This window comes from Chitinophaga sp. H8, from assembly GCF_040567655.1.
GTDB classification, from domain to species: Bacteria; Bacteroidota; Bacteroidia; order Chitinophagales; family Chitinophagaceae; genus Chitinophaga; species Chitinophaga defluvii.
Map to the genome: position 1 here is coordinate 408133 of NZ_JBEXAC010000001.1, position 13347 is coordinate 421479.

General features: G+C 46.6%; 11 protein-coding genes. 4 read left to right on the forward strand and 7 right to left on the reverse strand.

The window, feature by feature from the left end; genetic code table 11:
• Position 1 precedes the first annotated feature (1 nt).
• Genes ABR189_RS01595 through ABR189_RS01620 form a run of 6 tightly spaced genes read right to left on the reverse strand, consistent with a single transcriptional unit; the run spans position 2 to position 7751 of the window.
• Positions 2–2287, reverse strand: a complete 2286-nt coding sequence (locus ABR189_RS01595; RefSeq protein ID WP_354658685.1) for a glycosyl hydrolase family 95 catalytic domain-containing protein — start codon at positions 2285–2287, stop codon at positions 2–4.
• A gap of 52 nt (positions 2288–2339) precedes the next feature.
• A complete protein-coding gene (locus ABR189_RS01600; RefSeq protein ID WP_354658686.1) occupies positions 2340–2753 on the reverse strand; it encodes an L-rhamnose mutarotase in 414 nt (137 codons plus the stop codon).
• A gap of 10 nt (positions 2754–2763) precedes the next feature.
• Positions 2764–4401, reverse strand: coding sequence for a sodium:solute symporter (locus ABR189_RS01605; RefSeq protein WP_354658687.1), 1638 nt, complete (start codon positions 4399–4401; stop codon positions 2764–2766).
• Positions 4398–5639 (reverse strand): enolase C-terminal domain-like protein, encoded by a 1242-nt coding sequence (locus ABR189_RS01610; RefSeq protein WP_354658688.1) that lies wholly within the window; start codon positions 5637–5639, stop codon positions 4398–4400. The genes ABR189_RS01605 and ABR189_RS01610 overlap by 4 nt, the downstream gene beginning before the upstream one ends.
• Positions 5636–6973: an alpha-L-fucosidase gene (locus ABR189_RS01615; protein ID WP_354658689.1), complete on the reverse strand. Its 1338-nt coding sequence runs from the start codon at positions 6971–6973 to the stop codon at positions 5636–5638. Before ABR189_RS01615 ends, ABR189_RS01610 begins: the two co-directional genes overlap by 4 nt.
• 10 nt (positions 6974–6983) lie before the next feature.
• Positions 6984–7751: an SDR family NAD(P)-dependent oxidoreductase gene (locus tag ABR189_RS01620; protein WP_354658690.1), complete on the reverse strand. Its 768-nt coding sequence runs from the start codon at positions 7749–7751 to the stop codon at positions 6984–6986.
• Between the two features lie 177 nt (positions 7752–7928).
• Between ABR189_RS01620 and ABR189_RS01625 the strand changes: the two genes are divergently transcribed.
• Both ABR189_RS01625 and ABR189_RS01630 read left to right on the forward strand, forming a co-directional pair.
• A complete protein-coding gene (locus tag ABR189_RS01625) occupies positions 7929–8807 on the forward strand; it encodes an AraC family transcriptional regulator (RefSeq protein ID WP_354658691.1) in 879 nt (292 codons plus the stop codon).
• A gap of 67 nt (positions 8808–8874) precedes the next feature.
• Entirely contained in the window at positions 8875–9387 is a 513-nt protein-coding gene (locus ABR189_RS01630; protein ID WP_354658692.1) for a GNAT family N-acetyltransferase, read from the forward strand.
• A gap of 294 nt (positions 9388–9681) precedes the next feature.
• On the opposite strand, the gene ABR189_RS01635 is transcribed toward ABR189_RS01630, so the two are convergent.
• Positions 9682–11118, reverse strand: a complete 1437-nt coding sequence (locus ABR189_RS01635; protein ID WP_354658693.1) for a DUF3748 domain-containing protein — start codon at positions 11116–11118, stop codon at positions 9682–9684.
• A gap of 104 nt (positions 11119–11222) precedes the next feature.
• On the opposite strand from ABR189_RS01635, the gene ABR189_RS01640 reads away from it, so the two are divergent.
• Together ABR189_RS01640 and ABR189_RS01645 are read left to right on the forward strand one after the other, a co-directional pair.
• Positions 11223–11891: a flavin reductase family protein gene (locus tag ABR189_RS01640; protein ID WP_354658694.1), complete on the forward strand. Its 669-nt coding sequence runs from the start codon at positions 11223–11225 to the stop codon at positions 11889–11891.
• Between the two features lie 103 nt (positions 11892–11994).
• On the forward strand, positions 11995–13212 hold the full coding sequence (locus tag ABR189_RS01645; protein ID WP_354658695.1) for an exo-beta-N-acetylmuramidase NamZ family protein: 1218 nt from the start codon (positions 11995–11997) through the stop codon (positions 13210–13212).
• The last annotated feature ends 135 nt before the right edge of the window (positions 13213–13347 follow it).

A 13347-nucleotide genomic window follows, 5' to 3' on the forward strand; every position in this document is an offset into this window, starting at 1 on the left:
CTCACTCATACCCATTTTTTAAAACAATAGTGCCTCCTTTTTTGCAGGTTAATGTTAAAAAACCAGGGGTGGCACTATCCACCTTAACCCCTTTCTGTGATGCCACCAGCCAGGTAGGGAAGGGAAGTTTTAACCGGGTGGTACCTCCCTGTTCTGCAGTAATGGTTATTGCTTTCACTTGTCCGTTTGTTTTTTCAGCATCTACCAGGAATGCACCTTCTGCCCGCAGCTGGTGAAAAGAGAGGTCTTGCCAGCTGGCAGGCACTGCCGGCATTATTTCTATAAAGCCCGCATAACTTTGCAGCAGCATTTCCTGCAGCCCTGCCGCAAAAGCAAAATTGCCTTCGAGGGTAAAAGGACGGTAGGTGAAGTTGGAATATCCGGACTTTGTCTGGTCGCCGTTCAGATGAAAACTATTGGGAGAGCAAAATGCATTTGCGAAAATGCTTAGGCTTTTCGCAGCACCTGCACCATCTTTGGCACGTGCTTTCATATTGGCGAGCCAGGTATACGAATAGCCGCACCAGTTAGCCGGGCCTATTGAATCCAGCAGGTGAATGGAGTTGCCGATAATAGCCTGTGCCCTTGCGCCATCTTCCCATTTTACCAGTCCCAGCGGATATATTGCCATCATATGGGAAAGATGCCGCTGAGATTGATTGTAGGCCATGGTAGGAGCAAACATCAGTTCATTATTGGAGGTTAAAGCATAATCGCCAAACTCCGCAGCTAGTTTTTTCCAGTGGACAGCTTCCTGTTGTAATCCCAGGGCGGCAGCCAGTTCAGCAGCAGCCTGTGTAACGAATTTCATTAATGCCAGGTCGTGATTGGTATTTTGTGGAAACCAGGCATCTATACTGTTGTCATTGATCTCCGGGCTGGAACTGATGGGCAGTTGCCGATGCCCGGCATGATCTTTCACGGTAATATTTTCTATAAAAGCAGCCGCAGCTTTGATCCATGGATAAGCCCTTTTCTTCAGGAAGTTTTTGTCCATGCTATAACGCCATTGCAGGTAGTAGTGATGCGCTAACCAGGCAGATACGGTAGGGGATAAGGAGTATTGAATCCATCCTCCCATCTCGGTACCATCCAGGGTAGTTACGCCAGGTACTGCCAGTCCTGGTTTATCAAAATACATTTTGGTATAGCGCAGGTAATTGTTTTTGTTTTCGTCCAGGTGATCCAGGTAAGACAGTCCTTCTTCCAGATGATTCCCGGAGTAGCTGGGCCAGTAGCTTAATTGTGTATTCAGGTCGTGATGGTAGTCGCCTTTCCAGGGAGGTAACCGGCCGTTATCTGCTGTCCACACGGCCTGCAAAGAGATGGGAGGTGCGCCTCTTCTGGCAGCAGCCCCAAATTTATATTGCTCCAGGTACCATTGTTTTTCTATGATACTATCCGGTACATGAATGCTGGATTTGCTCCAGAAACCCTTCCACCAGGTATGATGAGCGCTGTAATTTATATCATAGCCTTTTTTCAGTGCTCCGGCAGTGAGTACATTTGCAGCAGGCGCTGGTTGTTTTTCAGGATAACGGGAAGAAATACTCCATACCCCTTCCATCGTATGACGATCTGTTTTTTTCCAACGCACATTGATCTGATAGGTAAAACCACCCCAGCCTTCCTGCTGATAAGTAATACTGTTGCCTTCCCTTTGAATAGTGCCCTGTTTGTACCCCAATCTGGAAAGGTCATCTCCCCCCACCGGATCGCCATTTGTTTTCACCTCACCCTGGTATTGGGGTGCAATCAATTGGGGTAGGATCTCTGCAGGGATATTCTCAAATTTAAAATGTCCGATGGGCAGGGTGGCATGTACAAATGTTTTCAGGGTAATGCCGTTGGCCCATTTCACTTCGCATACCGCATTTTCTACAGAGAGGTGTACGCCGCTGACGGCGCCCCAGGATTTGGTGTCAAATTCTAGTGCTCCTCCCGGAATTCTTGATGGTGCGGCTTCTTTGTCATAAGGTACATCAAAATATTGCTGCACAATTTTATAATCCTTTTGATCTACCTGTTTTTTTACCCACTGATAACTGAACTCCGGACGATGCAGGCCTTTGGTAGGACGCATATCCCACAGGTCTGCCCTGTCGAGCGAAAAGCGCAGCTGCTGGTCTTTTTGCCAAACCAGTGCTCCCAGCATGCCATTACCTAGCGGGATGGCTTCATCCCAGCGGGATGCCAGGGAATCAAAATGAAGATCATGCGGAGAGGTTTGAGCAAACGCATTGGCGAAAGTAAACAGCAATACAGGCAACAGGATTATTCTTTTCATAACGTAAGTAAGATAGTCAAATGTATTTTTGGGTCAGCAGGCGATGTCCGGATCAATCTGTATGAAACACTTCCTCCATAGGCGCCCAGGTTTCGTTTTTTTCCAGTGCATCAGGTAATGGCAGCTGACAGGGAGCTGTTTCCTTCCACCAGCGTTGCGTAGTGGTGTCAGCTCCCATTTTTTTCATGTCGGCAGAAAAGTCTTTTCCGGTATATTCAAAGTAGCTAAAGAGGTACCAGGCCGTATCTATCTGTCGCAGGTAAATAGAATAATTATGAATATTACATGCCTCCAGGTGGCGTAATACAGCGGGCCATGGGGTTGAATGTAAAGACTTGTAATAGGCTATCTTATCAGGCTTTATCCCGGTAATGGCAGCATATCGCTGCCCCGGTGTTTTTTCCTGGTGGGAGGATAAGCAGCCTATATGGCTCAGCAGGAGGAACCCCAGTAAGTACTTTTTCATACCGTTATTTTTATCTGAAATACCAATATAATAATACCATGACCAGTAGCAATATTGCGGACAATACTTTATAGTTGGCAATACCGGGCCATCCCTTTATTTCAAAAGCAGCCAGGGGATGTGACCAGTAGAGCTTATCACTTACGACAGTATGTACCACCGGGTATTTGTAAGATAATATTACCTGCAGTAATACACATGCGCAAAACAGATAGAACGTCATCATCATAAAAGGAACGGTACCTATTAAGGAAGCAGGGAACACTTTACTGATGATATATACCACCGTTCCCAGTGCAGAGCCTATCCAGAGTGTGTATTGCGCCGCACGGGCAGAAGCTTTTTTCCAGAACACCCCCAGCAAAAATACGCAGGTAATAGGCGGGGCGATATGAGCAATGATATCATTGATACCATTAAAAAGGCTTTCGTATTTGTTGAGTAACGGCAGTAAGGCGATAGCAACCAACAATGCCAGGCTGGCACCAATGCGTCCGGTTTGTACCAGTTGTTTGTCGGTGGCAGCAGGCTTCATGCGTTTATACAGATCATAACTCACCAGGGCAGCAATAGCATTCAATGCACCGGAAATCTGGCTCATCAGTCCGGATAACAAGGCCGCCACCAGCACGCCTACCAGTCCGGATGGTACCAGTTTAGTGATCATCAGGGAATAAATACCTTTTGTGTTCAGTCCATCTGTACCTGCCTGTTGTAATCCGCTCAGGTCCAGCGCCCCCTGTTTGTACAGTACATAGGCAAACAATCCCGGCAGAATAAAAATAAATACGGGCAGTATTTTAATAAACCCGCAGAACAGTACACCGGTACGTGCCTGGTTTTCATCTTTAGCACCCAGTACCCGTTGCACAATTGTCTGGTCGGCACACCAATACCAGATCCCCAGTACCGGATAGCCGAGGAAGACGGCATACCAGGGCAACTGGCTGGGATCCCCTGCCGGACGCAGCATGGACAGTTTGTCCATTTGCTGGTGTTCCTGCAGTACCTGTACCATGGGTTGCCAGCCACCCACCTTTATCCAGGACAGTATGGTAATGATAACCGCCCCTGTAAGCAATACGATGGTTTGTACGGATTCTGTGATCACTACGGCACGTAGACCACCTATAATGGTATATGCACCGGTAACTATCGCAATCAGGATGATGCTGGTAAACATATTGATTCCAAACAGTGTTTCCAGCACAATGCCACCCGCCAGAAAGGAAAATGCGATATGGATGATTATTGCAGATACCACAGACACTACTGCCAGCCAGTCGCGGCAGGCGCGGTTATACCGGCGTTCCAGGAAATCCGGTAAAGTAGCAACACCGGAGCGTATGTAAAAGGGCACAAAAAAGATGGCCAGCAGGATGAGTGTAAAGGAAGCCATCCATTCAAAATTGCCACTGATCAGCCCGGTATCGAACCCGCTTTGTGCCAGGCTCACCAGGTGCAGGCAGGAAATATTGGTAGCAAATAATGCCATACCTATCATGGGCCAGCGTAAGGATTTGCCGGCCAGGAAATATTGGTTGGCCTGGCTTTGATCCTTTTTGCCGGACAAGCCTGCCCAGAAGCCTAATAGTACGATGAAGGCTACATAACAGCTACTGATGATGATATCCACGGTAGCAATCATCCTACAGGATTTTTAGTAACGATTAAATCACAGCTGCTACCCGGCAATTGTGGCGTTTTGTAAAAACCACCGTCAATGATGGTAGGTTCTGTAAAATGGGCGCGCAGGTGCGGAATATGTTCGAGGAACAGGGCTTCATGTCCCATGCCGATATGATTGAATAAAACCAGGTGCTGGTGGAGTTGCCCCATATCACCCACATGGGGAACTACCGGCACCCCAAATTTTTTGCATAGCAGGCTGATGGTCAGAAACTCACTAACGCCGCCTACTCTTACGGCGTCTACCTGTATAAATCCGGCACATCCGGTTTGCAGATAATTTTTAAAGATCACTTTATTGGGAACATGTTCTCCCAGTGCCAGTTTAAGCGGCGCCACGGCATCCGCAAGTGTTTTATGCGCAAGCACATCGTCGGGGTGGGTAGGTTCTTCAATCCAGTAGGGGTTAATGGCCGCCAGCTCCTTACAAACAGTGATGGCCTGTGGCAGGTGCCATTGCTGATTTGCATCTACCATCACCTTAATATCATTACCTACAGTATTTCTGACAATATGCGCCCTGCGTATGTCCGTTGCCGGATCTTTAGCACCTACTTTGAGTTTGAGTGCACCAAATCCTTTTTCAACTGCACGCTTACAGTTTTCTTCCAGCTGACTGTCGGCGTAATTAAACCATCCCGCAGAAGTATCGTAGGCCGGATAGCCTTTTTGTAAAACATTTTCCCTTTCTTTCCGGGAAGCCTGCAGGTCTGTTAACATGCGGATTGCTTCTTCACGTGGTAATACTTCTTCCAGGTAAGAGAGGTCCAGTGTTTGTACCAGTTGTTCCGGCTGCAGGTCCAGCAGCAATTGCCATAAGGGCACCTGTTGTTGTCTGGCCCAGAGGTCATAGCAGGCATTGGTCACCGAAGCGAGTGCCAGGTGCACGATCCCTTTATGCGGGCCTAGCCAGCGAAGCTGTTGCTCGTCGGACATGGCTTTAAACCAGGAACCGTATTCGGACATGACAGCCTTCAGTTCTTTTCCTGCCAGCATATTGCCATAATATCTGGCAGCTGCACATACTAATTCATTACCTGCCCCCAGGGTGAATGCCAGTCCGGTACCGCAGTTGCCTTTATCATCATACAAGCGGGTAACGGTATAGGAATACACCGGGTTTTGGTGGATGGCATCACTGCCTGCACCTCCGGTCAGCGGGAATCTTGCATCTTCTACTACTATCTTTTTAATCATTGCTGGTCTTTTTTCAAAAGGGGAATGCGCATAGTGGGCGTATCTGTTTCCAGTACAATCACGGTATCATTTAAGTCAGGTAATACAGCGGGCAGTGTGATGTTGATGGCCGTTGCATTTTGTTTAAAGGGTAGTGAAGGGCCATTTAAAAAGGATACTTTGCTGACGTTCACTCCTGGCAAAGCAGGCAAGGTGAATGTTGGGCCGGGGTTTTCGAAAATGTGGATGAAGATCTTTTTATCTTTTCTGGTAGCAGCATAATTTTTTGCAGGCAAGTAAGGGCCTGCCTGGGTGTTGTAAATGGCTGCTCCATATTTTTTCAGCCATTGTCCCATTTCATGCAACCGGGTTACCTGTGCCGGTTCTATCGTACCGTCCGGCATAGGTCCTACATTGAACAGGAGGTTGCCATTAGCTGCCGCAGTTTTGGCCAGGGTTTGTATACAGGTTTGCAATGATTTCATCTGATCGTTTGGTTTCCAGGCCCATTGTTCGCAGATCGTCATGCAGGTTTCCCAGAGAATGTCCATGTTCAGTTCGCCAATGCGTTGTTCAGGAGTGTCATAGTCGCCCAGGAAAACAGCAGCGCTGCTGCCTGTTCCTGCAAATTGTTTTCCCAACCGGTTGTTGATAATCACGTCCTTCTTCACAGATTTGAGGTAAGCATACATGTCGAGCGCCATTTCTTTTGTCCACGGTGCTTCCCAGGGGCCATCAAACCAGAGCATATAGGGATCGTAATGGGTGATCAGTTCTTTCAGCTGGTTTTTCATGTATTGTACATATTGGTCCATATGAGCATCGGGCCGTTTACCCTTTGCCGTAGTATCATATGGATTATCTACCGGATATTGTGGATGATGCCAGTCCAGCACAGAGTAGTATATACAGAACCGGATGCCATACTTTTTGCAGGCTTTTGCCAGCTGGCCTACTACATCTTTTTTATAAGGAGTAGACATGATATCATAGTCGGTGTATGCGGAGGGCCAGAGGCAAAAACCATCGTGATGTTTTGCGGTGATGGTCAGGTATTTCATACCGGCATCTCTGGCCGTTTTTACCCATTCTTCTGCATTGAATTTTGTAGGATTAAAAGCCTTATACAGGGTATCATAATCTGATGCAGGCACTTCCCGGTGCCGTGACCAGCCTATTTCCGTACCTCTGAGCGCTACAGGTCCCCAGTGGATGAACATGCCGAAGCGCAGTCCCATAAACTGGTCCATTATTTTTTTGCTGGTCAGGATTTTCGGGTCCAGTTGTGCGTTTGTTTGTGCATGCAGGGTATACAGGGTTAATAACAGGCCCAGTGTAACTACGATTTTCTTCATTATGTTTCTTTTAAGCAAGGTGTTTATAGCCTAGTTCTGCACCACCACTTACCGGCATAATACAGCCGGTAATAAAGCGGGCTTTTTCGGATAGCAGAAAGGAGCATACGTCCGCAATCTCTGCTGTACCAGGGCAATAGCCCAGGGCGTGAATCTGATCCAGGTATTGTTCTATTTGTGCTGTGTTGGGTTGTTCTGTGCTCCATTGGCGGAGCATTGGTGTCCATACACCCGCAGGTGCTACTGCATTTACGCGGATGCCCCAGCTGGCATAATCGAGAGCCATGGCTTTGGTGAGTGCATTTACCGCCCCTTTGCTGCCAGCATACGCCGCATGATTATCCTGGCCTATTTCTCCTACCAGGCTGCTGGTATTCAGGATACAGCCACGGCTATCTCTGAGCGCTGCTATGCCGTAGCGGGTGGTGTGATAAATGCTTTTCACGTTTACCTGCATCACCAGTTCCCACTCTTCTTCTGTGGTTTCGTGCAGTGGTTTGGAGGGTTGCGCCACCCCGGCATTATTATGAATCGCATCCAGCCTGCCGTGGTTTTGCAGGATGGTTTTCATCGCCTGCTCTACCTCCGCACCTTTTGCCACATCAGCCTGGAGCAGGCTGTGTGGCCCCGGCAGCAATGCCTGCATAGTATGAAGCGCGGTAGTATCTTTATCGATGATAACTACTATTGCACCTTCCTGTGCATATGCCAAAGCGCAGGCTTGTCCGATGCCGGAAGCGCCGCCGCTGATCATGATCACTTTTCCCTGTAGTATCATTTTAGCTTTTTTTAGTGTTGGTTGACTGCCGGGTTTTCATCAGGTTTTTGTGGAATGATCCGGTTGTTGAACTGTGATCAAATATACTGGTAGATTGCCCATGCTTCTCCCGCTTGTTTGACTTATTTCAACAGTATATTGACTTTTTTTGTGCAAAGTGGTAATTTCGTTGGTAATATGAAGCCGTTTTTTGCCACACCGGGAGATACTACTTTAAAGGAAAATGTTTTCCAGATCAAGGAGATCAGCCAGCCGTATTTTTCCACGGAATTTCATTTTCATGAGGAATGTCAGCTGGTGTATGTGGTAGAAAGTGCGGGCCGGCGTATTATTGGGGATAGTGTAGAATATTTTGAAAGTGGGGAGTTGATCTTTGTTGGTTCGGGCACTCCGCATGTATGGCATAATGAGCAACGGTATTTTACCGGTGAGGATCAGCTGGTAGCCCGTTCGCTGGCATTATATATTTCACCTCATCTCCTGACAGCCCACCTGTCACCTTTTGGTGATATCAGCGCGCTTCGTTCCTGGCTCAAAATGGCGCAGCGGGGTATTCAGTTTCATGGCAAGGTGAAAAACGATATAGTTGCGCTGATGAAGGCCATGCTGGTACAGCAGCGAATGGAGCAGATCATTTCCTTTATTACGCTATTGCAGCAGATGACCGCCACCAAGACATTCAGATTACTGGCGGGCAACAATTATGTAAACCTGTACAGTGACAAAGACCAGTCGCGCATGAATGATGTTTTTAAGCACATCTTTCAAAACTTCAGGCGGGACATTCCCTTGTCTGAGATAGCCGGGGTAGCAGGGATTAATGTGCATTCCTTTTGCCGGTTTTTTAAGAGCAGAACCCAGAAACCATTTACGCATTTTGTTAATGAACTGAGGATAGGATATGCCTGTAAGCTGATGCAGGAAAAGCATTTACCGGTAGAAGAGTTATCCCGCAGAGCAGGCTATAATAACACCACACACTTTAACAGGTTTTTTAAAAAAATAAAGGGGAAGACCCCCAGGGAATATAAAAAAGATATGTTATTGTTGCATTAGGCAATCAAGTGCATCCCGGCAAAAACAGACAACTACGATCCTTATACTATAAAACCAAAACAACGCCATGGAAGCCATCTTTTATGAATCAGCTCACCTGGTATTACGGCAGTTCAATGTCAATGACGCATCGTTTGTATTCAAACTACTCAACAGTCCTACCTGGATACAGTTTATCGGCGACAGGGGTATTTACCATGAAGATGAGGCGCTGAATTACTTAATAGATAGTCCTTTAAAGAGTTATGAAATAAATGGTTATGGCCCTTGTGCGGTTATACTGAAAGCTACGGGAACACCGATTGGTATGTGTGGGCTGTTCAAGCGGGAATACCTGGAATGGCCGGACCTCGGTTTTGCTTTTTTACCGGAATATGAAGGTAAAGGATATGCCTATGAGAGCTGTATGGCCACCCTGGCCTATGTGCGCGAAAAGTACAGGTTCGGGGGGATTTATGCCATTACCACCGAAGAGAATGTACGTTGTATCCGGTTGCTGGAAAGGTGTGGATTTGTTCAGCAGGCCATTATCAGTCCTTCAGGAGGAGCGGAAAGATTGTTGCTTTTTTTTAGCTGTTAGCTATTAGCAGTTAGCTTTTAGCTCAATGCAGCGGAAGGTTCAATGATAGTTATATGCTAATGATCTGTTGCCTGTGTGGTAATTTTGCCCCACAAGATGTTTTTGTTAAACCCATTTCATAGCCTTTTATGCTCTATTCATACTCTATCTATGCTTTAACTATGCTTTAACCATGCTTTAACTATGCTTCAAGCATAGGGAAAGGTGGAAAGTGAACGCTTAACTATGCCTTTAACTACGCTTTAAGGTGATAATAGTGCTACTACATTAAACTAACAGCTCTTCTGCATTAAGCTAGCGGCTAACAGCTTCCAATAAAAATATCTGCAAAAAAGCGGCTGTCCCAGTTTTGACATAGCGGTTATAAGCCAGTGACTGGCCATTATGCGCCCATACAACGCCGCCTGTTGCCTTATTACCATTGGCCGGGTAGTTTGTCAGTTGTTGGGTTTTCCGGGTAAATACCTGGTGAATATGGACATTATTACCTGCCAGGTAGGCTACCCAATTGCCGTCGGGGCTGAAGTTAAAGGGACCTTCCACCGGCATTTTACCAAAGGTAATCTGCCGGATAGTACCTCCATTGGGAGAAACGGCAAAGATCTGTACTATCTGATTGCTATCCTTTGCCAGGAAGCCTATGAGGGCGCCATCCGGGGTGGACCGGAGCCAATGCCTGGGGCCCTGAATACCATGTTGGGTAAAGGTAATCCTGCGTTGTACTATGCCCTCCGGCACATTGGGGCGGGTACCTGGCGTACCTGCCAGGGGTAAACCCGGTAGTGCGCGGGTGATATTTTCCGGAAGGTCGGCCACAAAGACTTCTGTTTTGCTGTTTCCCTTTTTATCCAGCACATTGCCCTGAAAGGCAATCGCCCGTTTTTGTGGTACACCATTGGCTTTTTTGTACCCTGCTGTACCTATCCAGCATTCATCAAAGGCTTTATTGATCTCGTCACTACCAGGCAGGGGATGATCTGTTACTTTGGTAACCAGTACAGTAAATCTTTCACCGGAAAAATTCTCGATAGCATCTGCGTTGGGGACAGTTACTTTTTGTCCGGGTACCATGATGCCTACGGTGCGCAGGTCGTGAATGGCAGTATCAGGTCTGTCTGGCTGTTCCAGCAGGAAATCATTATAAGTAAAGCTGATCCATTGTCCGTCTCCGCTCCAGGTATGGGCATGGGTACCTCCCCGTAACGCTCCCTGAGTAAAAGGAGGATCAATATCCCGTGCATCCATATGTACCGGGTGAAAAGGGTTTTTTACAGCAATCGCAACACCACTGCGGCGGGTAATACCGTAGGGTTGTTGCTGATCTGCATTGCTGATACCATGAATAAACAGTACAGTATCCGCAACAGGAGAAAAGGTAGCCGCTCCCACGCCTGGTCCATATGGGGTGGGCTGCTGCGTCTGGTATAACGTTTTTATGGTTCCGTTATGTACATGGACCATCCTGATACTGCTAGTACTGATAATCTGGTCGTCCTGGTTACGGGTATCAAATACCAGCCACTGATCATCTTTGGAAAAACACTGGGTGTTATGCAGGGTATGCCCGCCATTGTCATGGGTGAGCTGCACTTCTTTAAAATTTGTCTGGGCCATGCATTTAAAATGTCCCGAAAGCAGTGCAACGGATAGGCATAAGCTGGTGAAGTAAGCAAAAGGACCTGTCATTTCTACGGATATAGGATTGGGGAATAAAGTTACATTAATCTGCATGTGTCAGGTAATGTTTTTCATAAACGCAAGAACCGGGTTTGCCGGGAGGTTGTAAGCATGGACTTTTGTGAAGGATCATCTTTATTCATTTATACGATTAAAATATGCATCAGCTCAGCGAACCTGCGATTCTTTATTTCGGTACCCCGGTGGTACTGATCAGCACTGTCAATGAAGACCATACCTTTAACCTTGCCCCGATGTCTTCCATTTTCTGGCTGGGCTGGCGTTGTATGATAGGATTGGGAAGCGCATCGAAGACGACGGCCAATCTGATCCGTACGCGGGAATGTGTGCTGAACCTGCCAGCTGTACATCAGGCAGATGTGGTGAACCGGCTGGCCTTAACCACCGGTGCTGATCCTGTACCTGCTTCCAAACAAAAGCGGGGATATCGTTTTGTACCCAACAAATTTGAAACGGCAGGATTGGAACCGGTACCATCGCTTGCAGTGAGCGCCCCCAGAGCCGGTACATGCCCCGTGCAGCTGGAAGCGCGGGTGGTGGCAATACACAGGATGGGGGAGGAGGATGAACAGCAACGGGGACGTTTGGTGAGCCTGGAACTGCAAATTTTAAAAGTACACCTGGATGCTGCTATCTTAATGGATGGTTATCCCAACCGGGTAGATCCGGATAAATGGCGGCCGCTGATTATGAGCTTTCAGGAGTTTTACGGCCTGGGGCAAAAAGTGGATACTTCTGTGCTGGCCAGTATTCCGGAAGACCTCTATCGTATGCCGCAGTCGAAAAATGCGGGCGCCATCTCCTGATCCTGGTCACAGTACTGCGTTTCGTATACCCATCACTATCCTGGTTATTTTTGGCTATATTGTGTTAGGCAAAAGCCACTTACTTAATTTAACAGGTGCCATTATGAAGTTACGATACGTGATTATGCTTACCTTGTTTATTGCCCTTCCGTTCCTGGTGTCGGGTTATACCGGCGATGTTACTGCTGTTTATAAACAACCTATTCTGACAGGTGCTGATCAAACAGCGCTGTATGTACCCTATTTAAAAGGTAAGAAAGTAGGGATGCTGGTTAATCAGACTTCCATTATCGGTAATAAATCAATTGTAGATAGTTTACTGGCATTAAAAGTAGATATCAAACTGATATTTGGCCCGGAGCATGGTTTCCGATCTAACGCGAGTAATGGGGCGAAGGTAGTAGATGAGATCGATGCCGCAACAGGTATTCCTATTATTTCTTTATATGGTAAAAAGAAGAAGCCTACTAAAAAAGAGATGGATGCCATTGATATCATGGTATTTGATATCCAAGATGTAGGCTGCCGTTTTTATACCAATATCAATACCCTCTGCGATGTAATGGAAGCCTGTGCAGAATTTGGCAAAGAGCTGGTAATACTGGACCGCCCTAACCCCAATGGCTATGTGGATGGGCCTATACTGGACATGAAGTTGAAATCAGGCATTGGGAAATTCCCGATTCCTATTACGCATGGTATGACCATCGGTGAGTTTGCACAAATGATCAATGGAGAAGGATGGATTCCGGGAAAACTGAAATGCAGGATTAAAATCATCCCGGTAAAGCATTATGCACATGATATGGATTATACGTTGCCGGTAGGACCTTCTCCTAATTTAAATACGCAGCAATCTGTATTACTCTATCCCGCTTTATGTTTATTTGAAGGCACGATTGTAAGTCAGGGCAGGGGAACTTATATGCCATTTACCGTATTGGGCAGCCCCGACCTGAAGGGTATTTACAGCTTCTCTTTTACGCCGGTGAGCATCCCAGGAAAATCTGAAACTCCCCTGCACCAGAACCAGGTATGTTATGGCCTGGATCTGAGAAATTACGATACGGCTCCCACCCGGAAAGCAGGGAAAGTAGACATTAAGCTGATGATGGATATGTATAAGGTTTACCCCTTTAAAGAGAAATTCTTTGATTTTAAGCTCAGCAAGCAGATGCTGAATATTGACATATTAGCAGGCACTACTTTGTTTAAAGAACAGATCATTGCCGGCAAAAGCGAGGAAGAAATCCGTAAAAGCTGGGAGCCAGGTTTGAGCAATTATAAGAAAATGAGAACGAAGTATTTGTTATATCCATAATTGTTAGCTGTTATCCATGCCAGTATCTTCTATGTATTAACATCTAATTAACCGCCAGATAGTAATCGTTCCTTAGTTTACAGCAACCAATGTTTATTGGTGGAACGTTGCGAAAGTTAAAACTTATTAATAAAC